This window comes from Pantoea conspicua (genome assembly GCF_002095315.1).
Classification (GTDB): Bacteria; Pseudomonadota; Gammaproteobacteria; order Enterobacterales; family Enterobacteriaceae; genus Pantoea; species Pantoea conspicua.
In genome coordinates this window covers 1-25,730 of record NZ_MLFN01000039.1, presented here as the reverse complement: position 1 = coordinate 25,730, position 25,730 = coordinate 1, and the positions used below count along the sequence as shown (strand labels likewise).

17 protein-coding genes, 1 tRNA gene and 2 pseudogenes are annotated in these 25,730 nt (G+C 53.5%); 8 read left to right on the top strand and 12 right to left on the bottom strand.

What is annotated here, in order from left to right; translation table 11 throughout:
• Positions 1-2 precede the first annotated feature (2 nt).
• The 6 genes from motB to otsB form a co-directional block, all read right to left on the bottom strand.
• Positions 3-947 carry a flagellar motor protein MotB gene (gene motB / locus HA41_RS13665; protein ID WP_094121233.1) on the bottom strand — a complete coding sequence of 315 codons (945 nt, stop codon included), beginning with the start codon at positions 945-947 and terminating at the stop codon, positions 3-5.
• Positions 944-1,831, bottom strand: a complete 888-nt coding sequence (gene motA / locus HA41_RS13660; protein WP_094121232.1) for a flagellar motor stator protein MotA — start codon at positions 1,829-1,831, stop codon at positions 944-946. The genes motB and motA overlap by 4 nt, the downstream gene beginning before the upstream one ends.
• Before the next feature lie 132 nt (positions 1,832-1,963).
• The gene (gene flhC, locus HA41_RS13655) at positions 1,964-2,542 is read right to left on the bottom strand and encodes a flagellar transcriptional regulator FlhC (RefSeq protein WP_094121231.1); all 579 of its coding nucleotides are present in this window, start codon (positions 2,540-2,542) and stop codon (positions 1,964-1,966) included.
• Positions 2,542-2,892 carry a flagellar transcriptional regulator FlhD gene (flhD, locus tag HA41_RS13650; RefSeq protein WP_094121230.1) on the bottom strand — a complete coding sequence of 117 codons (351 nt, stop codon included), beginning with the start codon at positions 2,890-2,892 and terminating at the stop codon, positions 2,542-2,544. The genes flhC and flhD overlap by 1 nt, the downstream gene beginning before the upstream one ends.
• A 1,029-nt stretch (positions 2,893-3,921) precedes the next feature.
• Positions 3,922-5,358, bottom strand: a complete 1,437-nt coding sequence (gene otsA, locus HA41_RS13645) for an alpha,alpha-trehalose-phosphate synthase (protein WP_094121229.1) — start codon at positions 5,356-5,358, stop codon at positions 3,922-3,924.
• Positions 5,355-6,143: a trehalose-phosphatase gene (otsB, locus tag HA41_RS13640; RefSeq protein WP_094121228.1), complete on the bottom strand. Its 789-nt coding sequence runs from the start codon at positions 6,141-6,143 to the stop codon at positions 5,355-5,357. The genes otsA and otsB overlap by 4 nt, the downstream gene beginning before the upstream one ends.
• Positions 6,144-6,589: 446 nt before the next feature.
• On the opposite strand from otsB, the gene eptA reads away from it, so the two are divergent.
• The 5 genes from eptA to msrA all read left to right on the top strand — a co-directional run bounded on the left by eptA (position 6,590) and on the right by msrA (position 11,564).
• Complete coding sequence (eptA, locus tag HA41_RS13635; RefSeq protein ID WP_094121244.1) at positions 6,590-8,224, top strand: phosphoethanolamine transferase EptA; 1,635 nt, start codon at positions 6,590-6,592, stop codon at positions 8,222-8,224.
• Positions 8,221-8,901: a two-component system response regulator PmrA gene (gene pmrA, locus HA41_RS13630; protein WP_094121227.1), complete on the top strand. Its 681-nt coding sequence runs from the start codon at positions 8,221-8,223 to the stop codon at positions 8,899-8,901. Before eptA ends, pmrA begins: the two co-directional genes overlap by 4 nt.
• Entirely contained in the window at positions 8,898-9,956 is a 1,059-nt protein-coding gene (pmrB, locus tag HA41_RS13625) for a two-component system sensor histidine kinase PmrB (RefSeq protein ID WP_094121226.1), read from the top strand. The genes pmrA and pmrB overlap by 4 nt, the downstream gene beginning before the upstream one ends.
• Positions 9,957-10,404: 448 nt before the next feature.
• Positions 10,405-10,971, top strand: coding sequence for a flavin reductase family protein (locus HA41_RS13620; RefSeq protein ID WP_031376425.1), 567 nt, complete (start codon positions 10,405-10,407; stop codon positions 10,969-10,971).
• 59 nt (positions 10,972-11,030) lie between these two features.
• Entirely contained in the window at positions 11,031-11,564 is a 534-nt protein-coding gene (msrA, locus tag HA41_RS13615; RefSeq protein WP_094121225.1) for a peptide-methionine (S)-S-oxide reductase MsrA, read from the top strand.
• Between the two features lie 253 nt (positions 11,565-11,817).
• On the opposite strand, the pseudogene HA41_RS13610 reads toward msrA, so the two are convergent.
• Positions 11,818-12,101 (bottom strand): annotated as a pseudogene (locus HA41_RS13610) (alkaline phosphatase); the annotation flags it as partial.
• Positions 12,102-12,461: 360 nt separating this feature from the next.
• Between HA41_RS13610 and HA41_RS13605 the strand changes: the two are divergent.
• Positions 12,462-12,549 (top strand) — tRNA-Ser (locus HA41_RS13605).
• A gap of 791 nt (positions 12,550-13,340) precedes the next feature.
• A complete protein-coding gene (locus tag HA41_RS13600) occupies positions 13,341-13,640 on the top strand; it encodes a hypothetical protein (protein ID WP_094121224.1) in 300 nt (99 codons plus the stop codon).
• Between the two features lie 1,294 nt (positions 13,641-14,934).
• Here HA41_RS13600 and phoH read toward each other — a convergent pair.
• From phoH to putP, 5 genes are all read right to left on the bottom strand, one after another.
• Positions 14,935-15,723 carry a phosphate starvation-inducible protein PhoH gene (gene phoH, locus HA41_RS13585; RefSeq protein ID WP_094121221.1) on the bottom strand — a complete coding sequence of 263 codons (789 nt, stop codon included), beginning with the start codon at positions 15,721-15,723 and terminating at the stop codon, positions 14,935-14,937.
• Positions 15,724-16,304: 581 nt separating this feature from the next.
• Positions 16,305-17,579 carry an iron uptake transporter deferrochelatase/peroxidase subunit gene (gene efeB, locus HA41_RS13580; protein WP_094121220.1) on the bottom strand — a complete coding sequence of 425 codons (1,275 nt, stop codon included), beginning with the start codon at positions 17,577-17,579 and terminating at the stop codon, positions 16,305-16,307.
• A 2-nt stretch (positions 17,580-17,581) separates the two neighbouring features.
• A complete protein-coding gene (gene efeO, locus HA41_RS13575) occupies positions 17,582-18,694 on the bottom strand; it encodes an iron uptake system protein EfeO (protein WP_094121219.1) in 1,113 nt (370 codons plus the stop codon).
• Between the two features lie 52 nt (positions 18,695-18,746).
• The gene (gene efeU, locus HA41_RS13570) at positions 18,747-19,574 is read right to left on the bottom strand and encodes an iron uptake transporter permease EfeU (protein ID WP_094121218.1); all 828 of its coding nucleotides are present in this window, start codon (positions 19,572-19,574) and stop codon (positions 18,747-18,749) included.
• Positions 19,575-19,765: 191 nt separating this feature from the next.
• Positions 19,766-21,250: a sodium/proline symporter PutP gene (putP, locus tag HA41_RS13565; protein WP_094121217.1), complete on the bottom strand. Its 1,485-nt coding sequence runs from the start codon at positions 21,248-21,250 to the stop codon at positions 19,766-19,768.
• 448 nt (positions 21,251-21,698) lie between these two features.
• On the opposite strand from putP, the pseudogene putA reads away from it, so the two are divergent.
• Positions 21,699-25,645, top strand: a pseudogene (gene putA, locus HA41_RS13560) (trifunctional transcriptional regulator/proline dehydrogenase/L-glutamate gamma-semialdehyde dehydrogenase).
• Positions 25,646-25,730 lie beyond the last annotated feature (85 nt).

The window sequence follows — 25,730 nt, the reverse complement described above, 5'->3', positions numbered from 1 at the left end:
GATCACCTCGGCTGTGAGGGGGCTGCTGTATTCACCGCGCTGCCCTGAGGAGCTGACGGTGCGGTAATTTGTTCAATGGCCGCCGGATCGCTGATCTGGACGGCATCACTTTCTGCGTTCTCTTTTTCTATTGCCGCTTCGGTGTCGTGGTTCAACACCAGCAGGCTGATGCGACGGTTAACCGCATCATTCCCGCCACGATTTTTCAGGCGCATGGTGTCGGCCATGCCTAACACCCGCAAAATTTTGCCGCTGTCTAACCCGCCAATCACCAGTTCACGCCGCGAGGCGTTGGCACGATCGGTTGAGAGTTCCCAGTTGCTGTAGCCTTTATCACCGCTGGCATACTGAAAATCATCGGTATGCCCGGCCAGACTGATACGGTTGGGAATGCCGTTGAGGATCGGCGCAATGGCGCGCAGGATATCGCGCATATAGGGCTCCACCTCGGCTCTGCCGGTCTTAAACATCGGTCGGTTCTGGCTGTCGATAATCTGAATGCGCAGCCCCTCTTCCACCATGTTGATGATGAGATGCGGGCGTAAGGCTTTCAGGCGCGGATCGGCTTCAATCAGCTGGTCGAGCTTTTCACGCAGCCGATTAAGACGAATATCGTCCAGCTTGCGTTTCTGCTCATCCATATCGACCACTTTGTTGACTTCTCCAATCTTTTTTGTCGGATCGTCGCCGCCGCCAGGAATCGGACTGTCGCTGTCACTGCTGCGCTGGCCACCGGTTAGCGCCACTTTCAGCGGCGTTTTAAAGTAGTCAGCGATCTGCACCAGCTCCTGCGGGTTAGCGATGGAAAGCAGCCACATCACCATAAAAAATGCCATCATCGCCGTCATAAAGTCGGCGTAGGCAATTTTCCACGACCCGTGGCTGCCTTCATGTCCTTTATGTTTGCGCTTTTTGATCAGCACAATTGGGCGATTGCCATGCTTCATGAGGTCTGATCCGAAGTCTGTTTAGCCGGGTTCTTCGCGTTACGTACGTGCTCTTCCAGTTCGCTGAATGAAGGACGTTCCGCGGAATAGAGCGTTTTACGGCCAAACTCCACCGCAATCTGAGGTGCGTAGCCATTCAGGCTGGAGAGCAGCGTCACTTTGATGCACTGCATCATCTTGGTGGTCTCAGCACATTTCTGGCGCAGTACTGACGCCAGCGGCGAAATGAAGCCATACGCCAGCAGAATGCCGAGGAATGTCCCGACCATCGCGTGAGCCACCAGCGCACCCAGTTCCGCTGCAGGACGATCGGCGGAAGCTAGGGCATGTACCACGCCCATCACCGCCGCCACGATACCGAATGCCGGCAGACCATCACCCACTGCCGCTATACTTTGCGCCGGTACGTCACACTCGTGTTCGTAGGTCTCAATCTCTTCATCCATCAACGCCTCAATCTCAAAGGCGTTCATGTTGCCGCTGACCATCAGACGCAAGTAATCAGTAATAAAATCCACTAACTGTTTATCGGCAAGAATACGCGGATAATTAGCGAAAATTTCGCTCTGGCTGGGATCTTCAATATCACGTTCCAGCGATAACATCCCCTGCTGACGGGATTTCGCCATCAGCCGATAGAGCAGCGCCATCAGGTCCATGTAAACCGCTTTGTTATATTTTGAACCGCGAAATAACAAAGGTAACGCTTTCAGGGTTTTTTTAATCGACTTGCCGTTATTGCCCACTAAAAAAGCACCGGCACCGGCACCACCGATCATTAATAATTCGGCCGGCTGATAAAGCGCGCCAAGATGGCCGCCCACCAGGGCATATCCGCCCAACACGGAGCCTAAAACAATCAAATAACCTAAAATTATCAGCACAAGAAATCCTTACGTCCTTAACGTGTTGGTGGAAGTTAAGCCAGAGAGCCGCAGGTGTTATTCGTAAAACGGAAGCAAAAAAAAAGCAGCGGTATTAACCGCTGCTGGATGGCTTCCACAGTGCGAACAAACTTAAACGGCGCGTTTAACCTGTTCATCCAGCAGTTGTGGAAACATATCGGCAGAATCTGCAGAAAGTTTACGTCTTTTTACGGCACGTGATGGCGGCTGGCACAGGCTGCAGACAAAGCTGCCAACCGGCTGATGGGCATGATTAATAAAGCTGCCATTACAGCTTTTACAATCGGCCAGTTCCAGCATGCCACTTTCAACGAATCGCACCAGGGTCCATGCACGCGTTAGCGCCAACAGCGGGCCCTCGTCCGATTGCGGACACTGTTCGAGATATAACCGGTAGGCTTTAATCACGGCATCAACGCCGGTGCACAGTCCGGTTTTCAGTAAAAATTTCCAGGCGTTACAGAACATAGAAGCGTGGATGTTCTGTTCCCAGGTCATAAACCAGTCGGTAGAGAAAGGCAGCATCCCTTTCGGTGGCGGACTACCACGCAGCTCTTTATAGAGCTTAATCAGACGACCACGACTCAGCTGGGTTTCGCTTTCTAACATCTGTAAGCGCGCGCCCAGAGTAATCAGCTCCATGGCGAGCTGAATATCACGCGCTTCCTGAACAATACTTTTCTCAGTCATCACATCGCCCTCTTTTTAGCAGGCACGTCATCTTTAGAGGCGCTACGCAGTAAACGGCTCGATAATAAAATGCCGGTGTGGATTTGTTGTAAATCATCCACGCGTGATTCCTGCGTCAGGCGATTAATTGTGCTGCTATCGGTAAAACGGAACTGGCAAACCAATTGATTGGTTTCCGCCATTTTTACCATTTCAGGTAGCGTTAATTCAGATAATGCATCCGCCATTTTCTCGTCGATACCAAGGCGAAACATTGCAGAAGCTTTTTCCTGGTTAATTAATCGCTGCGCAAGCAGTAAATATGACAAATTGAGATCGTAAATATGTTTTAGTAATTCAGATGTGCCCATTTTTCCATCCTGAGAGATGCGACGTAACTTCATCACAGATTATTATCTGCGTATTGAGCTGCTGTTTGGTAAATCTAAAGATGGCAAAAAAAATTTCATGTAAAACCAATGTCACTGCTTCTCGCCTTCATCTTATGTGTGGGTTCATGACCCACCGAAAGTCAAAAATCCAGGCCATTTTATTTTCGAGTTGTAACCATCTTCCGTGACGTCTTCTTACATTTTTTAAGACTATTCCGAAAACAAGGCAAATCTATATCGTCTGATTTCGACATACAACGACAGTACTGTGAAATTTTAGATAAAGTGTGACGCAGATCACACTTTTAAGGCAAATTTCTTCAGCAACCCTTTACGATCATTTGTCTGTTGGTTGTTTTTTGAGCGAAAAAAGGTGATTTTAAGTCGAATTGGTCCTGAGAAAGGTTTAATAGGGGGTAAAAGCAGCTCTATTCAACGCTTTGAGCCGGCGTCGATCTTTTGTCAGTGTTAATCGATTTAACACCCTATTTAGAACCATTTAAAACGACCAAGACAGCATATTATGCTGAACTACGCAGTCGGTAACCACTTTGCAATTAGTCACTTAGGGTGAGTATCGCAGATGGTGAGTAATGAAAGCGTTAAGGTTCAGACGGCAGTACTGACTTCAACTGGCAACGAAGCGTTAACAGTTACGGGTGGATGTTTAGTATACGACACCAGATGTAACAATGGGTTACATAAGCAGAACGAATGAATCGGTGAGGGGTTTAATCAGGCAGAATAAGTATCGGCAGCAGATAGCAAAACTTGAGTTTATAAATTAAAAAAAGCCGTCTGACGCGCTTATCAGTGGATTTTTTGGCCATTTGCTTTTTTTTGAGACATCTGCCGGGTGGATCGGCGTAAAGCGAGCGCCAGCAAGGGTAAAGATTTTAGCAGGGAGCATGTCGGAATGTAACCGGCGAGCGCAGCCTTCGCTGGCTGTAAAGAAGGGCAACGACACCCGGAGATGTCGTTGCCCGGCAGGCGCGTTCAGGCCTCTAATCAGGCCAGTTTAGGGAAGGTTGCGACCTTGTTCGCCGTACCATGATCGGCACTGCGTGGTGCAATGCGATTCAGATCTTTAAGGAAGTTTTCACGCCAGGCGGTAATGTCATTTTTACGCAGCACCGCCATCATGTCGTTATAACGTGAAATCCTTTCAGTACGCGGCATGGTGATCGCTTTGTCGAGCGCCGCCGCCACTTCATCGCGGTCATAAGGATTGACGATCAGCGCAGAGGTCAGCTCATTCGCGGCACCAGCAAAGCGCGACAGCACCAGCACACCCGGATCGTCCGGGTCCTGCGCCGCCACATACTCTTTCGCCACCAGATTCATGCCGTCACGCAGTGGCGTCACCAGACCGACATCGGTCAGGCGGAAGATTTTCATCAACAGCCGGCGATCAAAATGCTGATTGAGATAGTAGAGCGGCGTCCAGCCCAGCGTGCCGTATTTGCCGTTGATGCGCCCTGCTTCCGTTTCCAGCTGGTGACGAATATCCTGGTAGGCCTGCACATCACTGCGCGACGTCGGCGCAATCTGTGAGTAGCGAATTTTACCGCGGTGCTGTGGGTAGTTCTCCAGCAACGCTTCATATGCCAGGAAACGCTCAGGAAGACCTTTGGAATAATCGAGGCGCTCACAGGCAATAATGTTGCGCGCATCGCCCAGCTCTTTCTTCATCGCCGCCATCTTCGGTGGCAACGGCCCTTCTGCCATCTCTTTAATACTGTCAGGTTCAATCCCAATCGGATAAACCTCGGTCATAAAGGTATTACCAAAGGCGCGATGTTTCTTATCACCTTTATTCTGCAACTGCGTAAGCTGGCTGACGCTGTCGAGGAAAGCCACCCGATCTGATTCGGTCTGGAAGCCAAGCAGGTCATATTCGCACAGCATTTCCAGCAATTCCTTGTGCGGTGGCAGCGCATTGAATATCTCTGGCGTCGGGAAAGGAATATGCAGGAAGAAACCGATGCGGTTATTAATACCGGCCCGACGCAGCGCCGCAGCAAACGGCAGGAAGTGATAATCGTGGATCCACAAAATATCATCCGGCTCAATCAACGGTTTTAACCGCTGGGCAACCGCATCATTCACCTCACAATACCCGTCCCACGCTTCGCGCTGGAACTGCACCAGATCGAGTCGATAGTGGAAGGCGGGCCAGATAACGGTATTGGAAAACTGGCAATAATAGAGATCGTATTCGTTCTGGCTTAACGGGAAGGAGGCGTACTCAATGCCTTCGTGCTGCTGGACGGTGACATCGTCCTCTTCTTCACCAGAGAACTCGCTGATTTCACCGTTCCAGCCAAACCACAGTCCGCCTGTGCTTTTCAACGCGTCCAGAATCCCGACGGCCAGGCCGCCTGCGCTGGTTTTAGCCCCATTTGGAATGGCGATACGGTTAGATACAACCACTAAACGACTCATAACCTAAACTCCTTACCGACGTTGTCTTGCTTTAATCGTAATAATGTTCGTTCCAGCCAGCCATATACCGCCTCGACATTGTTTAATCGATAACGGGCCTGGGTGGAACCTTCGCCGACCTTAATAGAGATGCCCTGCATGGCGTTAACCGCGAGAAACCCTTTCTCATCTGTCAGGTCATCTCCAATAAATACCGGAATGCGTCCGGCAAAAGGCGCCTGTTGCATAAAATCGCGAATGGCAGCGCCCTTATCAATCCCTAACGGTTTGATTTCTACTACACATTTACCCGGCTGAAGCGCCAGTCCTGGAAAACGTTTCACTGATTGCTCAGCCAGTCGCATCACATCCTGTTCATGCTGCATTGCCTGGCGATAGTGGAGCGCAAAAGCCATGCCTTTGATTTCCAGCTGGGTGCCAGGCCACAACGCCATCGCGTTTTGCAGTTCTGTCCTGAGTTCCTGTTCAACCTCAACCGGCAGGCTGATGCGCTGCATCTTACCGTCTGCATCACGGCGTTCCGCACCGTGTACGCCAGCGGCAGGACCGCGCCATGGCTCGGCCAGCGCATCGAGTTGTTCAATGGGCCGGCCAGAGACCAGCGCCAGCGCACCCTGACTGAGCGCAGAGAGTTGTTGTAACTGGTCAACGACCTGTTCAGGAATAAACACCGCGTCGGGACGGGACTGTATCGCTGCCAGCGTGCCATCGACATCAAAAAAGAAGGCATATAGCCCGCCTTCTAACGTCGGGAACGTGTCAGAGGTATTTACCGCTTGGGTCACGTCACTTCTCCTGAATTTCGAAATTTAAGTTCTAATCGAGGATGTCCTGACGCAGTAGGGTCAGCAAGAGGGAAATTCTGATAACGTGGCGATTGAGGGATAAAGCCGGACGATTCGATAGGTCACTCTCCTCAAACTTGCAAGCTCATAACTGACAATACTGGCTGACTGAGAACATCACCCGATTAAGTGTAGACAATAATTGGGGCTTTGCCAGGAAGATGCATGTTTCATGCCAGCCGGTGCGGTTAAGAAAGCAGATATTCCTGACGCAGAATAGGCGGGTTGATCTCTCTCCGGTCCTTTTACGCGCTACAGGGAATCGGTATCGCCCCGCAGTGCAGCAGCTAAGCAACCGGGGCCGGGCCAACCTGAAGCGTCTTAAGGTATTCCTAATATTGAAAGCGCACTCTCAGCACACGTTTGATATTCGGATATTTCTCAACATGGCTTTTTCATTAAACCGGCCGGTTATCAGCCGCCTCACTTTGCTGATCCTTGCGGCTTGTTACATTTCGGTTTTCCTTAATCTTGCCTATTACCGTCAGGTGCTGGCCCTGATGCCGCTGACCAGCCTGCACGCCTCGCTGGTCTTTTTCTCCATGCCACTGGTGGCGTTTAGCGTGATCAACATTGTGATTACCCTCGCCTCGTTTCTCTGGCTGGACCGGCTACTGATTGCACTATTTATACTGCTCTCTGCCAGCGCACAGTTTTTTATCCAGACCTATAACATCGTGGTCGATCGCTCGATGATCACCAATATGATGGATACCACCGCCTCGGAATCTTTTGCGCTCATTACCCCACAACTGCTGGTTATCCTGCTGACATCCGGCCTGTTGATGGCGTTACTGGTGTTCTGGCCGCGGCTGAAGAAGCAGCGCTGGCGTGGCGTAGTGCAGCGACTACTCAGCATCATGATCTCCGTGGCGGTGATCCTGCTGGTCGCCCTGCTGTTTTATAAAGATTATGCTTCGCTGTTTCGCAATAACCGCGAACTGGTGAAGGCGCTTAGCCCGTCAAACAGTATCGCCGCCAGCCTGTCGTGGTATAAGCATCAGCAGCTGGAGAACCTGCCGCTGGTGCGAATTGGCGAAGATGCTCATCAGCAGCCGGATCGGCTCAGCGGCGGTAAACAGAATCTGACCATTTTGATCGTCGGTGAAACTTCGCGGGCGCAGAACTTCTCGCTGGGCGGCTACGCCCGTCAGACCAACCCGTTACTGGCGAAAGATGATGTGATCTATTTTCCGCACACCACTTCGTGCGGCACGGCCACTGCGGTTTCGGTGCCCTGCATGTTTTCTGATATGCCGCGTGCGCATTATGACGATGTGCTGGCCGCACATGAGGAAGGATTGCTGGATATCATTCAGCGGGCGGGCATCAGCGTGCTGTGGAATGAAAACGATGGTGGCTGTAAAGGTGCCTGCGACCGGGTTCCGCATCAGGATATGACCAGCCTGAATCTGCCAGGCATGTGTATTAACGGTGAATGTTACGACGACGTGCTGTTTCACGGCCTGGATGACTACATTAACCAGATCAAAGGCAATGCGGTTATTGTGCTGCATACCATCGGCAGCCACGGCCCGACTTACAGCCACCGCTATCCGCCGGCGCTGCGTCAGTTCGTCCCGACCTGTGATACTAATCAGATTCAGGATTGCTCGCAGCAACAGCTGGTCAATACTTATGACAATACGCTGCTGAATGTGGATCACATCGTCGATAAGGCGATCAATCTGCTGCATGCCCATCAGGATCGTTTTACCACCAGCCTGGTCTACCTTTCCGATCACGGTGAATCGCTGGGCGAAAATGGCGAATATCTGCATGGCCTGCCCTACGCCATTGCCCCGGACACGCAGAAACATGTGCCGATGTTGATCTGGTTGTCAGAGGATTATCAGCAGCGCTATGCGATTAATCGTGGCTGCCTGACCAGACTGGCGGCGACAGACGACTTCTCACAGGATAATCTGTTTTCAACCATGCTGGGATTAACCGGCACCGCAACCCACGAATATAAGCCCGCGGATGACATTTTGACGATGTGTCGGAGCCGACCACAATGAAAATTCTGATCGTAGAAGATGATTCTTTGCTGTTGCAGGGACTGATACTGGCGCTGGAGGGTGAAGGTTACGTCTGTGATGGCGTCACCACCGTGCGGGATGCTGAAGCACACTTTGCCAGCGGCCTTTACAGTCTGGTGGTGCTGGATCTCGGTTTACCGGATGAAGATGGGCTGCATTTTCTGCTGCGTCTGCGCCGACAGAAGAAGATGACGCCGGTACTGATTCTCACCGCGCGTGACACCATCAGCGAACGTATCGCCGGGCTGGATGCCGGTGCCGATGATTATCTGATTAAGCCGTTTTCGCTGGAGGAGCTGCTGGCGCGCATTCGTGCCCTGATCCGCCGTCATGTCAATCAGGGCGACAGCCATCTGATGGTTGGCGCGCTGGCGCTGGACATGACGCATCGCCAGATCTCTCTCGCCGGAACGCTGCTGGATCTGACGCCCAAAGAGTATGCCATTCTCTCCCGCCTGATGCTGAAGGCAGGCAACCCGGTCCACCGCGAAATCCTCTATCAGGATATCTATAACTGGGAAACCGAGCCGTCTACCAATACGCTGGAAGTTCACATTCATAATCTGCGTGACAAAATCGGCAAAAGCGCAATCCGCACGGTGCGCGGTTTTGGCTATGCGCTGGTGACAACTGACGTGATGCGTGAGGCACCATGACATCCCGGATTGACCATCGCAGTATGCGCTTTCGCCTGATCCTGACCATTGGCCTGATTCTGCTGGTGTTCCAGGTGATCAGCGTTGTCTGGCTTTGGCATGAGAGTAAGGAACAAATTCAGTTTCTGGTGGAAGCGCAGTTGCAGAAGCGCAACATGGATCGTCACGTCGAAAGAGAGGTGCATGAAGCGGTCGCCAGCCTGGCGGTGCCGAGTCTGGTGATGATTACGCTAACGTTGCTGCTCTGCTATCAGGCGGTGAAATGGATCACCCGACCGCTGTATCAACTGCAGCGTGAACTGGAGAACCGCAGCGAAGAGAATCTGGACCCGATCGCCTGCCAGAGCTCGGTGCATGAGATTGATGCAGTGACCCAGGCGATCAACCAGCTGGTGGCGCGGCTGAATAACAGTCTGGAGCGCGAACGGTTGTTTACCGCCGATGTAGCGCACGAGCTGCGCACGCCGCTGGCGGGATTGCGGCTGCATCTGGAACTGATTGAACGCAACGGCGAAGCCCACGTACAGCCGCTACTCCAGCGGCTCGATCAGATGACGCACAGCGTGTCGCAGCTGTTGCAGCTGGCGCGCGCCGGGCAATCTTTTACCTCCGGCACCTATCAGAATGTGGCGCTGATTGAAGATGTGATATTGCCGATGGAAGCGGAGCTGAGCACCATGCTGGATGCACACCAGCAGATGCTGACGCTCGATCTGCCAGAGGAGCTGTTTGTGCGCGGGGACGCGACGTTGCTGAAAATGTTGCTGCGTAATCTGGTCGAGAACGCCCATCGGTACAGCCCCAAAGAGAGCGCGATTACCCTGCGGCTGGTGTCAGGCGCACAGCCTACCCTGAGCGTGGAAGACGAAGGTCCGGGAATTGATGAAAGTAAAAGCGGTGAGTTGAGTAAAGCCTTTATCCGGATGGACAGTCGTTACGGAGGGATTGGACTGGGGTTAAGCATTGTCAGCCGCATTGTGCAGCTGCATCGCTTTCAGTTCTTTTTGGAAAACCGCCGCGACCGCAGCGGCTGTCGGGCGGTGATTAAATTCTGATGGCAGACGCCTCAGGCGCTGAACCATGCCGCCAGAAACAGGATCACGGTTGCGGCGGCGATCAGCACGGCCGCATATTCACTGACGGGTCGGGCAGGTGCAGCGATTACCGCAGTAGACGCAGATTTCATGGCATTCTCCTCATGTTGTTCCCGGAGTATCCTCGCGGCAGATTAAGGAAACCTTAGGCTCGCCCGCTCAACGAGAAATAGCTGGCAAATACCCACCCGCTTCTCACCCCCATCTCTGAGGCCTCAACGCGTTTCGATATCGCTCTGCTATTCACACGGTGGTCCGGGGCCTTTCTGCAGTTACGCAGAACGTCCTTAACCTGTTAAGTTGCCGGGCGTCACAGCCCGGCTTTTCCTGATTCTGCGGGCTGGCCCCACCGCTGCGTCGGCGTGGTGCTGTACACTTAGTGGCACCATTCCGTTCAGGGAGTTCCGCCATGAGTCAACGCATGCACAAATATGCTTTTCCGGTCAGCAAAGCGCGTAAATATCTTGAGCCGGGTCCGGTCCTGCTGCTCAGCTCGCAGTTTGAGGATCAGCACGACATCATGACCCTCGGCTGGCACACCGTGCTTGAATTTTCCCCGTCACTGGTCGGCTGCATGATTGCCGGCATGAACTACAGCCATGAGCTGATTCGCAACAGCGGTCAGTGCGTGCTCAATGTGCCTTCGGCCTCGCTGATTGATCAAGTGGTAGCGATCGGTAACAGCCACGGTGACCAGCTGGATAAGTTCGATGCCTTTGGCCTGACGGCTGAGCCGGCGCAGGTGGTCCGCGCACCGATGATTGCCGAATGCTTTGCCAGCTTCGAATGCCAGCTGTATGACGACTCGATGGTCGATAACTACAATCTGTTTATTTTTGAGATTGTTAAAGCGCACGTCGCCGAACAGCCCGAATACCCCACCACCCTGCACTACACCGGCGAAGGCCGCTTCAGCGTGATGAGCGATAAGCTGCTGGATAAAAGCAAAGATTTTAAACCGGAAATGCTGATTTAGTTGAAAGCGGATGCTCTCGTCCCCATTCTCCTCTTTCGACCTGACAGGAGTAATTCATTATGGCAATCGAATATGCAGTGATCGCGGGTGGCTGTTTCTGGTGCACCGAAGCGGTATTTAAGGATGTGATCGGCGTGGAGTCGGTAGAGAGCGGTTATACCGGCGGTGCCCGGCCAAATCCAACCTACGAGCAGGTCTGCAGCGGTGCCACCGGTCACGCTGAAGCGATCCGCATCGGCTTTGATCCGGAAAAAGTCAGCTACGGTGATTTACTGGATATCAGCTTTGTGACCCACGACCCGACGCAGCTTAATCGTCAGGGCAATGACATTGGTACCCAGTATCGCTCAGCGATTTTCCCGGCCAATGCAGAACAGGAAGCGGAAGCCCGTGCGGCGATTGAACGCGCGCAGGCCGATCACGATGTGCCGGTGGTGACCACCATCGAGCCGCTGAAAGAGTGGTATCCGGCTGAAGCCTATCACCAGGATTACTGGGACGGTGCCGGTCAGCGTAACGGTTACTGCCTGGCAGTGATCCCGCCAAAATTGCAAAAACTGCGCAAGAGCTTTGCCAATAAGGTGAAGAACTAGCTTTTCAGCTACGGGGTGGTTTCCACCACCCCAACCCGGTTTTACTGGCCGGGCAGCTTCAACCCATCGCATTGCCTGAGGTAAAGAACAGATCGGTTTGATCGGTCAGTCCCACCACGTTACCGGCATGAGGCCCCTACGCCGCAATACGCAGTTGTGAACCGGCAGGCTTCTGCGAATTCTCTTCTGAATTGCCATAGCTGATGGTCATCACCGCGCCGTCTTTGGTGTTCAGCGCCAGCATCAGGTCCGGCGCTTTGGTGCCGGTCGCCAAGGCGGTGGCTGAAGCGACAGGGTCGGTGACGTCGTTAGGTTTATGGGTTTTCTTATCTAACGAATAGTGGGTGTACTGGCCGGTCAGCGGCAGCGCATCAATGCCTTTAAAGAAGCCGCCAGCCCCTTCTGCCAGGTTACGCGCCACAGTAATTTCAGAGTCACCCATCCCGACGCCAATCAGCAGGAGGACCTTTTTCGCTGTGGTATTGCGGAATGAGGCTTTGACGCCTCTGTCTGATCACCGCTCAGTCGATGAACCCCGCTGTGTTAGCTGATATCCCCTGCGCCGCGCGGTAAAACAACGTCTGAATCCGCTACGGCTGACGTGGCGATCATGGTGGTGAGCAGAGAAAGGGTAAACAGACGAAGCTTTTTCATTAATCGATCCTTGTAAGCAAAAAATACCAATGATTTCAGACGGTAATTTTGCGACGATCGGGCGATATTTTTGCGTCACCGGCATTTCAGTTTGATGGCAAAACCGGTGCAGCGAATAAGGCTAAATCGATTCGTTCAGAGGTTAAGCGAATAGAACAAAAGAGAAAAATAGTGCTTGACCCTTTTCAGCCGACTCCCTATAGTAGCGCCCCGTTGACCCGGCGCGGTCAATGGAAAAAATGTGGTGAGGTGTCCGAGTGGCTGAAGGAGCACGCCTGGAAAGTGTGTATACGGCAACGTATCGGGGGTTCGAATCCCCCTCTCACCGCCACATTCTGAAGAAAAGCCTGAACGAAAGTTCAGGCTTTTTTTTATGCGCTATTTAGAGAGGGGGTGAGAAACCCCGCCGGCGTTCGACAACGGGCGCAGCCCGTTGAACAGCGGAGCCTGCGACGCTGCCCGCAGGGCGAGCACAGCGAGTTCATCCCCCTCTCACCGCCACATTCTGAAGAAAAGCCTGAACGAAAGTTCAGGCTTTTTTTTATGCGCTATTCAGAGAGGGGGTGAGAAACCCCGCCGGGGTTCGACAACGGGCGCAGCCCGTCACGTGAAAAGAGAGCGAGCCTGGTCGTCCGGTTATCTGAATAACCTTATATGCCAAGCCAGAAAATAAGGTAATTGTCGATGATGTTGACCAAAGCATGTGAAGTAGCTCAAAGCGTTAACTCTCTTTCAGAATGGCACTCCCCGGTCAAAAACTGCTTGTTTGGTTAAGGAGCAGGATGTCAGACACAAGGTTCGAACCATACGCATAGCAGACATTGAGGTCATAAACGTTAGAGCCTGTTCTTGCTTATAAAAATCTTTCTGATCGCCGGCTTTCGCATAAGGAAAGAGCGCCGTTTCTTCGCTGCTACCCTGTCAATTCCCTTTGGAGTGTGCATAATTACCGGCGAAAGGATACAGGTCCGTATTGTTGCTGCTTAGGCCACTTATTAGCGCCTGGCGTGTTTCCAGGTGGCATGCAATACAGTAGCGCCCGGGCAGCGCGATAGTAGATTTGTACAGTTCAGCCAGGGGGGGAAGATAGGCCTCACGGTTAGGTTAAAAAAGGAAAATGAAATGAAGCGCAATTTGATTTTTATATTTTTCGTGGCTTTCTTTGCCGCGTTTATTTATCTGAATGTCAGGGGGATACATCATTATTCAGATGATGATTGGTTCTCAAAGGAAGCTCATACTTCAGATATTTTTAGCTGGTTAATCACGCGATATCAGGTATGGTCTTCTCGCACTCCGATTGAGTATGCTTTATTGACTTTAATCAATCACAAACAAACCTGGCTATTTTTAATTCATTTTTCATCGCCATTACTGTTTGTTCATTTTCTTACATTAGCTCCAGCAGTAAAAAAGAGCTAATTTATAGTAGCTTGTTATTCTTGCTTTTTATTGTCACCACCATAAAAAAAGACTTTATAAAAGATGGCATTCTGTGGATGACAGGCTCGATAAACTACCTATGGCCTTTTGCACTATCAATAGCCGGGTTCGCTCTGCTAAAAAGCATAAAAACGAATAATTCATCGCATATAAAAACGTTTAGCATCCCGTTCATGATTTTTCTTTCTTCATTTAGTGAACAGATAGTAGTCGTAAATATTATTTTGTTATCAGTTATTACTTTGGCATGTAAAGGGGTAATTCGACGTATTTCTATCATGACACTTATCACGACTTCACTGGCGCTTCTCTACATATTATTGAGCCAGGCAATACGATGAGGCTACATATGGAAATCCCCCGATGGAATCCTGACTTTGTTAATCTGAATATTTTTGAAAAACTAGTAATGGGAATAAACTTATCTTATGACCAGATGTTCTCAGTCCAACCGGTATCACTTATAGCAATATATCTTAGCTTGTACCTCATTTTTTTGAGAAAGTCGTTGAGCAGGCTGGTTTCGTTAGCTCTACTAATCATGTCTATCCTGTTAACTGTTATCCAAAAGAAATTATTTACCATCCTGGATTTCGATACGATATATCACTTCTGTTCACAGAATGTTGATGGCTATCTTTCACTCGCAAGAACTTCACTCATTTTAATCCTTTCAGCATCGACGACAATCCTTCTTTTCATACTGCAAAAAGAGAGAAGAATGGCATGGATTTTATCTGCAACTTATGTGGTCTCATACTCCGGGACTGTGATGCTTGGACTTTCACCCACTATTTATGCATCGGGACAAAGGGTACTGATGGTCTCAGGTCTGATGACTTCTGCACTTGCTGCTTATTTGGTCGTGCGGACCATTGCGCATCTTAAATCCGCGAGAATAAATTGACCGCATTAACAGGCAAAGCTCATGATTCGATTATTTGGAATTGAGCTAACTGATAAGGAAAGACGCTGTTCTACATCATTAGCACAGGAATTTTCAGGTTAAGATGGAAAATAAATATATAGATCAGCAAGTTAAACAAGTTGAATGTTGCGAGTCAGCCTCGTTAACATCACAAATGAACAGATGGGATGTGAAAGGGGCTGCAGTTGCTGCCGCAGTTTTTTCTTCGCCTGTTTCCGTAAAAGGCAGAAATAATCGCAACGCTGAGGATTAGTACTGGCTGTTAAACGATTATTTACTCTCCACTAAAATAAGAAAACCCGGCCGAAGCCGGGTTTGGGCGCTACACTTCTACTCAATCAAACGCTAGCTATACGCGTGCAGGGTGCGCTGACACAGCGCAGAACGCACACAATCCTCTTTGCCGAAACGTACGATGCCAACCATCTCGTCCTCTTCGAAACGCGCCAGCGCGTCTGCGAGACCGGAAGGCACCCCAGCGGGCAAGTCGCACTGGGTAATATCACCATTGACTATGACCGTGACGTTTTCGCCCAGTCGGGTCAGGAACATTTTCATCTGGGCGGCGGTGACGTTCTGCGCCTCATCCAGGATTACAACCGCATTTTCAAAGGTCCGGCCGCGCATATAGGCGAACGGAGCGATCTCGACCTTGGCAATTTCCGGGCGCAGACAATATTGCATAAAGGATGCGCCGAGCCGTTTAACCAGAATGTCGTACACCGGTCGGAAATAAGGGGCGAACTTTTCAGAGATATCGCCGGGAAGGAATCCCAGATCCTCATCGGCCTGTAATACCGGGCGCGTAACGATAATCCTGTCAATATCCTTATGAATCAGGGCCTCTGCCGCTTTCGCAGCGCTGATCCAGGTTTTGCCGCAACCGGCTTCACCGGTGGCAAAGATCAGCTGTTTCGTTTCTATGGCGTTGAGATAGTGCGCCTGAGCTTCATTACGGGCTTCAATCGGTCCGCGGTCACGCACATCGCGCGCCATACCAATCGAGTCCAGCCCACCCATATGCACCAGCGAAGTGACCGATTCTTCTTCACGCTGACGATGACTCCGGGAGTCATTGCGAAGCACTCGTCTTGCTTCCCGACGCGCTTTGATCACTGCTTTCTGTCTTCCCATAGTGGCACCTTACAGTTGGTTTCATTTCCCGCGTCAGGCGAGTTGCCCGTTGCGATTACGTGAACGCTTTAGAGGTTTCAGTTGGCTTCCTTTAGAGCCGTGACAGGCCATGAACTCAGGCATGCAGCAGCACCACAGCGTTGCTGTATACCGGTAAAAAAAGGATGCGAAATGACAAGAAAGAACGTTGAAGAGAGGAGGATATTACGAGGCAGAATAGCCCTCGCGGTTAAGCGTAACCTATTTACCGATACCGACTTTCCATAAAAGAATCGACCCATGCGCGAACTCCAGTGTGATACTTCAACACGTCTGATTACGCTTACAGAATAAAGTGCATCATTTTATTGGCGCTTTGCAACAGTAATTTTACTTCATGGCAAAGTTATTGCGAATTGCGCACGTAAAATTTATCATCCATTCACAGTATTATGATTAAAATTCAGTTAGTTAACTTATTCTGTCACACTAAAAAACCGCGTTAAAATTTCAGTAAAAGCTGAGAAATAACCGCCTCTGCTCTTTTTTACGCCAAAAAAGCGCTGGCTGAGGCCAGACAGCGCGATGCGGTTAAAATTTAATCAGGCTTCCAGTAACGGCTGGGCTAAATAATGATGGGCATCGGTGACGCCGGGCAGAACAAAAAAATAGCCGCCGCCAAACGGCCGGATATATTCTTCCAGTGCTTCGCCATTCAGACGTTTCTGGACCGCAATAAAACCCTTTTCCAGATCGTGCTGATAACAGACAAACAGCAGTCCCATCTCCAGCTGACCGGAAGCGGAAATGCCCGCAGAATAACTGTATCCCCGTCGCAGCATCAGGCTGCTGGCGGTTTCCGGCGTACGCGGATTAGCCAGTCGAATGTGCGCATCCAGCGCGATAACCTCGCCTTCCGGATCGCGCTGATAATCCGGGATATCACGTTCATGCTGCATACCCAGCGGCGCCCCGCTCAGCTTATCGCGGCCAAAAATGGTCTGTTGCTCGCCCAGCGGCGTACGGTCCCACATTTCAACGTGAAAACGGATCAGGCGCACCGCCTGATAGCTGCCGTTACGCGCCCAGGCCGGCTCGTCCTGATCATCCGTCACCCACAACAACTGGTTCATCAGCGCACGATTGTGGGTATCGGGGTTGGCCGTTCCGTCTTTGAATCCCAGCAGGTTGATTGGCGTCTCCTGACCCTGGCTGCGCGCCGCGTGATCGGAAATGAACCCTTCCCGCCGCCAGCGTACGCCCAGCAGATCGGGCGTATGTTTGATGATGTCACGCAGGGCATGAATCACCGTATCCTGGGTATTGGCGCAGAACTGTAACAGCAGATCACCGTGGCACTCGGCACCATCCAGCGAATCATTCGGGAAACGCGTCATACGCTGCAGTTTCTTCGGCTTATGCAACGCCAGACCAAAACGTTCATCGAACAGCGAATCCCCCACTGACACGGTAATGGTCAGGTTATCCGGCGCGATGGTTGCGCCCAGAATGCCGGAATCCATCGGCGGCAGACGGGGATTGGTCACTGCAGGTGCCGGGCCGCCTGCGGTGAGAAAAGCGATGCGCTGCGTCAGCAGCCGGAACAGCCGTTCCAGTTCAGCTTTATCGCTGCTCAGCAGATCGAACGCCACCAGCATCATTGATGCCTGCTGCGGCGTCACGATGCCGGCCTGATGCGGACCGTAAAACGGCTGCGTCTGCTGCCGTGCCTGCGGCGTTACCGTACCCGGTGAGAAACTGTCGGCGGCGGCGTGAAACGGGCAACCGCCACCCAGTGCGGCCGCCCCGCCCAGCAGCCCCAGCCCTTTTAGTAAACGACGACGCGCGGGCTGCGCGTCATCTTCCTGACGACTCATGATTAATCCAGACCCAGGGTGCCACGCAGTAATGAAAGATCTTCCGCCAGGGCGGTAATCGGTCCTTTCAGCGCATTACGATCGGCGCTGGTCAGTTTCTCATACGATTCGAAACCGGTTTTGGTGCGATATTTACTCAGAATCGCATCCACTTTTTTGAAGTTGCCGTCGATTTTCGCCAGTAACTGCGGGTTAGCCTGGCTGACCATCGGCCGCAGTAGCTCGACAATTTTCTGAGCACCATCGACGTTGGCCTGGAAGTCCCACAGGTCAGTACGGCTGTAGCGATCTTCTTCACCTGAAATTTTGCTGGAGGCGACCTCTTCAATCAGCCCCGCCGCACCGCCGACCACTTTGACCGGCGGGAAGGCCAGTTCGCTGATGCGGGTCTGCAAATCTTTAACATCTTTATTCAGCTGATCGGCATAGCCTGCCATTCCCCCGGTGCTGTGATCGGCGAACAGCGCTTTTTCCAGCCGGTGGAAGCCGGTAAATTTAGGATCTTCCGCTTTCTTTTCATAATCATCTTCACGGGCGTCAATGCTGCCATCGAGATCGGAGAACAGCTCAGCAATCGGTTCAATGCGCTCATAATACTGACGCGTCGGGGCAAACAGCGCTTTGGCTTTTTCGATATCGCCAGCTTTGACCGCATCGGTAAAGGCCTGGGTATGGCTCACCAGCTGGGTCACCTGCTCAGTGACATAGGCTTTGTAAGCGCTGATTGGACCGACCAGTTGCATCCGCTCTGACGGCGCACTTTTTGCCGTACCCTCACCTTCGACCACCAGCTTACCTTTCGGATTACTCAGCAGGCCGCAGGTCATCTCATATTCGCCCGCCTGCAGATTCGCAGTCAGTTTCTGGCTGAAGCCCGGCGCGATATTTTCGCGCTCTTCGACCACCATCACCCCTTTCAGGATCTCCCACTCCAGCGCTTTCTGGCTGTTGTTTTTAATCAGAAACTGAGTTTTACCGGCCTTGACGGTTAAGGTCATTGGCTCACACTGCTTGTCATTAACCGTTACGGTCACCTGTGGCACTGCCGCTGCTGCGGAGGCTGAGATCGCCAGCAGAGAAACCAGCAGTGCCTTGCGGCGAAAACGCATTGTCATAACTCTTTCCCTATCACGTTAATGAGCGCGGCTGGCGCGCCCGATAAATGGCTTAGCGCACAGTCGCCGACGCAGCAGGCCGCGCGGGCATAAAAAACAGAATCAGGGCCGGGATCAGATAAAGACACCACACTGCCACTTCGCTGACGCTGGGGGCTTCCTGATAGCCCAGCACGCCTTCCAGCAGCGTGCCGAACAGCGAATGGGTCGATAAGGTGTTGCTGAGGTCAAACGCCACATCCTGAAAGCGATTCCACAGACCGGCTTCGTGAAAAGCACGAATCGCCCCGGCTGCCAGTCCCGCTGCAACAAACAGGATGAAAATGCTGGTCCAGCGGAAGAAATGGGCCATGTTGAGGCGAATTCCGCCCCAGTAAAGTAACATCCCCAGTATCACGGCATTCGCCAGCCCGAGCACCGCGCCAATCGGCGGCGCATAGCCGACATCCTGGGTAAAGGCTGCCAGCAGAAAGAACACCGATTCCAGCCCTTCACGCGCTACTGCCAGAAAGACCATCAGCACCAGCGCCAGACCGCCGCGACCCGAGCGCTGCAGCGCCTGGTCGACCGCCTGCTCCAGTTCGACCTTGATGTTGCGCGCCACTTTGCGCATCCAGAACACCATTGAGGTCAGGATCACCACCGCCACCAGCGCCACCAGCCCTTCAAACAGCTCCTGCTGTTTCTGCGGGAACTCGCCGGTCGTTGCGTTGATGAACAGGCCCAGCCCCAGGCAGAGTGCCGCGGCGATAAACACCCCGGCCCACATGGCAGGGAACCACTGAGTGCGCTGGGTGCGCTTCAGGTAGCTGGCGATCAGGCTGACAATCAATGCGGCTTCTAATCCTTCGCGCAGCATGATGAGAAACGGAACAAACATCGCCAACCTCTTGAATGTTAAGCAGCGTCAATAAAAGTAAAATCAGGTAAAGTGTAAACGATACCGATTATCATTATCGCCACGAAAAAAACAAGTTGCCGGATGAGATAATTTCGCATTTGAGTGGTTTATCTTTGTAACAAAAAAGCCCGCCGGGTTGACCGGGCGGGCTTTTTCAGACCGTGCAGAGTTTATTTCGTCTGGAACTCCGCTTCTGCCGCATCAAAGCGCTGTTGCGCTTCCGCTGAGGGTTCACGACCCAGCAGGCTGAACGCGACTATGGCGATGCTGGCAAACAGGAAGCCAGGGATGATTTCATACAGACCCAGCCAGCCATACTGTTTCCACACCAGCACGGTTAATGCGCCGACGATCATCCCAGCCAGTGCACCGTTGCGGTTCATCCGCTTCCAGCAGACACCGAACAGCACCACCGGACCAAAGGCCGCGCCAAAACCCGCCCAGGCGTAGCTGACCAGACCCAGTACCCGGTTTTCCGGATTCGACGCCAGCGCGATCGCAACCAGTGCCACCAGCAGCACCATCAGTCGTCCGACCCATACCAGTTCCTTCTGGCTGGCATTCTTACGCAGAAAACCTTTATAGAGATCTTCAGTCAGGGCGCTGGAGCAGACCAGCAGCTGGCAGCTCAGTGTTGACATCACCGCCGCCAGAATAGCTGACAGCAGAATACCGGCCACCCACGGGTTGAACAGGATACGTGCCAGCTCGATAAAGACCCGCTCGGCGTTGTCATTGACGCCGGAAGCCAGCGTCGGGTTGTTCTGGAAGTAAGCGATGCCGAAGAAGCCCACGCCGACCGCGCCGATCAGACAGAGGACCATCCAGGCCATGCCGATACGACGCGCGGTGCGGATAGAACGGTGCGAATCTGCTGCCATAAAGCGCGCCAGAATGTGCGGCTGACCAAAGTAGCCCAGCCCCCAGCCAAGCAGCGAAATCACCGCCACAAAGTTAAGCCCTTTCAGCATGTCGAGGTTTTCGAGGCTTTTCGCTTCAATCACCGCCAGGGAGTCAGACCAGCCGCCCACCGCGATAATCACAAACACCGGCGTCAGAATCAGCGCGAAAATCATCAGAGTGGCCTGGACCGTGTCCGTCCAGCTCACTGCGAGGAAACCCCCGACCAGGGTATAGAGGATCGTGGCGGCTGCACCGGCCCACAACGCTGTCTGGTAACTCATACCAAAGGTGCTTTCAAACAGACGCGCACCTGCCACCACGCCGGAGGCGCAATAGATAGTGAAGAACACCAGAATGACGATTGCCGAGATGACGCGCAGGATTTTGCTGTGATCTTCAAAACGGCTGGTAAAGAAGTCCGGTAGCGTCAGGGCGTTGTTATGATGCTCGGTCTGCACCCGCAGACGACCGGCAACGATTTTCCAGTTCAGCCAGGCACCAATGGTCAGGCCAATCGCAATCCAGCTTTCCGAGATGCCGGAGATGAAAATAGCACCAGGTAAACCCATCAGTAGCCAGCCGCTCATGTCTGATGCACCGGCAGAAAGGGCCGTCACCACGCTGCCAAGACTGCGACCACCGAGGATATAGTCATCGAAGTTTTTGGTTGAGCGGTAAGCCACAAAACCGATTAGCACCATCCCAAGAATATAAACCACAAAGGTCACCAGCATCGGTGTACTTAGACTCATCTGTCTCTCCACTTATTTTTTGATATCCCAGAGAAATCGCCAGCTGCCTGCTTGCCGGAACGGGGCAAAACGGACCGATTATCCTCGCCAGGGCGTTCGCCGTTTCCCTGCGGCGCGGTATCCTGCCGGAAAGGCGTTAAGCGCACAATGGATTTAACACAGGCGTTACAGCGATTTCACTAACCGATTGCGAAAATGTGCTCAGAGGTTGCACTCGCTCACAGATCTCGAGTTGCACCCTGGCACAACCTCACAGAAACCGCGGTTTACCGGGCCTGCCAGATTGGCGAGGATCTTGCAGCAATATCCGTGCCGGTCTGCAAAAATTAACAATCGACGGCGTTAAAAGGGTGTTAACTGGCTCACATTTAACACGGTTGCACAAAGTTGCAACTTAAGTGATAGTGCAGCCACGCCGTATCGAACCACTATAAGGAGCACTGGATTCATGGGTACAACCACCATGGGTGTAAAACTGGATGACGCGACTCGCGAGCGCATCAAACAGGCTGCCCAGCGAATTGATCGCACGCCACACTGGCTGATCAAGCAGGCGATCTTTAACTACCTCGGCCAGCTCGAGTCGGGCGATTCGCTGCCTGAAATCCCGTTATCCGCACAAGCCACCGTGGAGGCGGATGAGACGCTGACCGACGAAGCGCATCAGCCGTTCCTGGACTTCGCAGAGCAGATTCTGCCGCAGTCGGTGACCCGCTCCAGCGTTACTGCAGCCTGGCGTCGCCCGGAGACCGATGCGGTACCCATGCTGCTGGAGCAGGCGCGCCTGCCAGCGGCGCTGGCCGGGAAAACCCATGAGCTGGCTTATCAGTTAGCCGATAAGCTGCGGCACCAGAAAGGGGCAACCGGACGCGCTGGCATGGTGCAAAGCCTGCTGCAGGAGTTCTCTTTATCCTCGCAGGAAGGCGTGGCGCTGATGTGTCTCGCCGAAGCGCTGTTACGCATTCCTGACAAGCCCACCCGCGATGCGCTGATCCGCGATAAGATCAGCAACGGCAACTGGCAGTCACATCTCGGACGCAGTCCGTCGCTGTTCGTTAATGCCGCCACCTGGGGGCTGCTGTTTACCGGTCGTCTGGTCTCTACGCATAATGAAGCCAACCTGTCACGCTCGCTGAACCGCATTATTGGTAAGAGTGGCGAACCGCTGATCCGCAAAGGCGTCGATATGGCGATGCGTCTGATGGGTGAGCAGTTCGTCACTGGCGAAACCATTGCTGAAGCGCTGGCCAACGCCCGTAAGCTGGAAGAGAAAGGTTTCCGTTACTCTTATGACATGCTGGGTGAAGCGGCGCTGACCGCCAGCGACGCCAAAGCCTATCTGATCTCCTATCAGCAGGCGATCCACGCTATCGGTAAAGCGTCGAATGGTCGCGGCATTTATGAAGGGCCGGGTATCTCGATTAAGCTGTCGGCGCTGCATCCGCGCTACAGCCGCGCCCAGTATGAGCGGGTGATGGAGGAGCTCTACCCTATTCTGAAATCGCTGACGCTGCTGGCGCGTTCCTATGACATCGGTATCAATATCGATGCGGAAGAAGCTGACCGGCTGGAGCTGTCTCTCGACCTGCTGGAAAACTCTGTTTCGAGCCGGAACTGGAAGGCTGGAACGGCATCGGTTTTGTCATCCAGGCGTACATGAAGCGCTGTCCGTTTGTGATTGACGAGCTGATCGATCTGGCGCAGCGCAGCCGTCGCCGCCTGATGATTCGTCTGGTGAAAGGGGCCTACTGGGACAGCGAAATCAAACGCGCCCAGATGGAAGGGCTGGAGGGCTATCCGGTCTACACCCGCAAGGTCTATACCGATATCTCTTATCTGGCCTGTGCCCGCAAACTCCTGTCGGTGCCGAACCTGATTTATCCGCAGTTCGCTACCCATAACGCCCATACGCTGGCGGCGATTTATCAGCTGGCCGGAAACAACTACTACCCCGGTCAGTATGAGTTCCAGTGCCTGCACGGCATGGGCGAACCGCTGTATGAGCAGGTGGTCGGTAAAGTAGCAGACGGCAAACTGAACCGTCCCTGCCGCATCTATGCCCCGGTCGGCACGCACGAAACGCTGCTGGCTTATCTGGTACGTCGTCTGCTGGAAAACGGCGCCAACACCTCCTTCGTCAACCGTATTGCGGATACCTCGCTGCCGATTGATGAGCTGGTTGCCGATCCGGTCAACGCGGTGGAGAAACTCGGGGCCAGCGAAGGCGCTATTGGCCTGCCACATCCGAAGATCCCTCTGCCGCGCGATTTGTACGGTGCTGAGCGCGTCAATTCAGCCGGTCTGGATATGGCCAACGAACATCGTCTGGCCTCACTCTCCAGCGCCCTGCTGAGCAGTGCCGCGCAGCCGTGGCTGGCGCAGCCAATAATTGAAGGTGAACCGGGCGACGGTGAAACCCGCACCATCATTAACCCGGCCGCGCCAAACGATATTGTCGGCCAGGTACGCGAAGCAACAGAGCAGGAAGTCTCGCAGGCGCTGGACGCCGCCGTAAACAGTGGACCGATCTGGTTCGCCACGCCGCCGCAGGAGCGTGCCGCGATCCTGGAACGCGCCGCGCAAATCATGGAAGGCCAGCTGCAGCAGTTGATTGGCATTCTGGTGCGTGAAGCGGGTAAAACCTATAACAACGCCATTGCTGAAGTCCGTGAAGCGGTCGACTTCCTCTATTACTACGCCGGTATGGTGCGGGAGGATTTCGATAACGAAACCCACCGTCCACTGGGTCCGGTGGTCTGTATCAGCCCGTGGAACTTCCCTCTGGCTATCTTTACCGGACAAATTGCCGCGGCACTGGCAGCGGGTAACAGCGTACTGGCCAAACCGGCGGAACAGACACCGCTGATTGCGGCGCAGGCGGTACAGATACTGCTGGATGCGGGCGTGCCGGCTGGCGTGCTGCAACTGCTGCCTGGCCTGGGTGAGACGGTTGGTGCGCAACTGACCGGTGACGATCGGGTTCGCGGCGTCATGTTTACCGGCTCTACCGCGGTCGCCACGCTGCTGCAACGCAATCTGGCTGGTCGTCTCGATCCGCAGGGGCGCCCGACGCCACTGATTGCCGAAACCGGCGGGATGAATGCGATGATCGTCGACTCGTCCGCGCTGACTGAACAGGTGGTGATTGATATCGTCGCCTCCGCCTTTGACAGCGCCGGTCAGCGCTGTTCGGCCCTGCGTCTGCTCTGCATCCAGGAAGATGTTGCTGACCACACCCTGAAGATGCTGCGTGGTGCGATGGCGGAATGCCGGATGGGCAATCCGGAGCGTCTGTCGACCGATATTGGTCCGGTGATTGATGCTGAAGCCAAAACCAATATTGAGCGTCACATTCAGGCGATGCGCAATAAAGGCTTCACGGTCTATCAGGCGGTGCAGGAGAACCCGCAGGACAGCAAAGAGTGGAGCAGCGGTACCTTTATCAGGCCGACCCTGATTGAACTGGATCAGGTTACCGATCTGGATAAAGAGGTGTTTGGTCCGGTGCTGCATGTGGTGCGATTCACCCGTAATAATCTGCCGAAGATCGTAGAGCAGATTAACGCCTCGGGTTACGGCCTGACGCTGGGCGTGCATACCCGCATCGACGAGACCATTGCCCAGGTGACGGCGAATGCCCGGGTCGGCAACCTCTACGTTAACCGCAACATGGTAGGTGCCGTGGTGGGCGTGCAGCCGTTTGGCGGCGAAGGCTTATCCGGCACCGGCCCGAAAGCGGGCGGTCCGCTCTACCTCTATCGTCTGCTGGCGCATCGTCCGGACGGCGCGCTGCGACTGACCTTCGATCGTCATGACGCCGGCTGCCCTGCCGACACAACGCTGCGTCAGGCGCTGCTGGCACCGCATCAGGCACTAGCAGGCTGGGCGAAAGAGAAGCCTGAACTGGCGGCGTTGTGTCAGCACTATGCCGATCTGGCGCAGGCAGGCGTGGTGCGGTTGCTGCCTGGCCCGACCGGCGAGCGCAACACCTTCTCACTATTGCCGCGTGATCAGGTGCTCTGTCTGGCCGACAATGAGCAGGATGCCTTAGTGCAGCTGGCGGCGGTGACCAGCGTTGGCAGTAAGGCACTGTGGCAGGATGATGAATTGCATCGTCGCCTGCTGGCAAGCCTGCCTGACGCAGTGAAAGCACGTGTCACCCTGGCGCGCGATCCGTTAGCCGCTGAGTTTGATGCGGTGATTTATCACGGTGACGCCGATCAGCTGCGGACCCTGTGCGAGCAGATTGCAGCACGTGAAGGCGCGATTGTTTCGGTGCAGGGCTTTGCCCGCGGCGAGACCAATCTGCTGCTGGAGCGGTTGCTGATTGAGCGTTCGCTGAGTGTGAATACGGCAGCGGCTGGCGGGAATGCCAGTCTGATGACAATAGGGTAAGAGGAGACCGCTGGGGCTGGGGTTCGCTGCGCGAACGGGCTAAGGGGGCTTTCGGCAGCAGGCTGGGGTGAGGGTTCGCTGCGCG

What these genes read in the sequence shown, in the direction of transcription:
- otsA (WP_094121229.1), bottom strand. Translation starts at nt 5,358, where the DNA reads ATGAGTCGTTTAGTGGTTGTATCTAACCGTATCGCCATTCCAAATGGG.
- flhC (WP_094121231.1), bottom strand. Translation starts at nt 2,542, where the DNA reads ATGACTGAGAAAAGTATTGTTCAGGAAGCGCGTGATATTCAGCTCGCC.
- motB (WP_094121233.1), bottom strand. Translation starts at nt 947, where the DNA reads ATGAAGCATGGCAATCGCCCAATTGTGCTGATCAAAAAGCGCAAACAT.
- HA41_RS13620 (WP_031376425.1), top strand. Translation starts at nt 10,405, where the DNA reads ATGAGTCAACGCATGCACAAATATGCTTTTCCGGTCAGCAAAGCGCGT.
- putP (WP_094121217.1), bottom strand. Translation starts at nt 21,250, where the DNA reads ATGAGTCTAAGTACACCGATGCTGGTGACCTTTGTGGTTTATATTCTT.
- phoH (WP_094121221.1), bottom strand. Translation starts at nt 15,723, where the DNA reads ATGGGAAGACAGAAAGCAGTGATCAAAGCGCGTCGGGAAGCAAGACGA.
- efeO (WP_094121219.1), bottom strand. Translation starts at nt 18,694, where the DNA reads ATGACAATGCGTTTTCGCCGCAAGGCACTGCTGGTTTCTCTGCTGGCG.
- msrA (WP_094121225.1), top strand. Translation starts at nt 11,031, where the DNA reads ATGGCAATCGAATATGCAGTGATCGCGGGTGGCTGTTTCTGGTGCACC.
- efeB (WP_094121220.1), bottom strand. Translation starts at nt 17,579, where the DNA reads ATGAGTCGTCAGGAAGATGACGCGCAGCCCGCGCGTCGTCGTTTACTA.
- efeU (WP_094121218.1), bottom strand. Translation starts at nt 19,574, where the DNA reads ATGTTTGTTCCGTTTCTCATCATGCTGCGCGAAGGATTAGAAGCCGCA.
- pmrB (WP_094121226.1), top strand. Translation starts at nt 8,898, where the DNA reads ATGACATCCCGGATTGACCATCGCAGTATGCGCTTTCGCCTGATCCTG.
- flhD (WP_094121230.1), bottom strand. Translation starts at nt 2,892, where the DNA reads ATGGGCACATCTGAATTACTAAAACATATTTACGATCTCAATTTGTCA.
- pmrA (WP_094121227.1), top strand. Translation starts at nt 8,221, where the DNA reads ATGAAAATTCTGATCGTAGAAGATGATTCTTTGCTGTTGCAGGGACTG.
- eptA (WP_094121244.1), top strand. Translation starts at nt 6,590, where the DNA reads ATGGCTTTTTCATTAAACCGGCCGGTTATCAGCCGCCTCACTTTGCTG.
- HA41_RS13600 (WP_094121224.1), top strand. Translation starts at nt 13,341, where the DNA reads ATGAAGCGCAATTTGATTTTTATATTTTTCGTGGCTTTCTTTGCCGCG.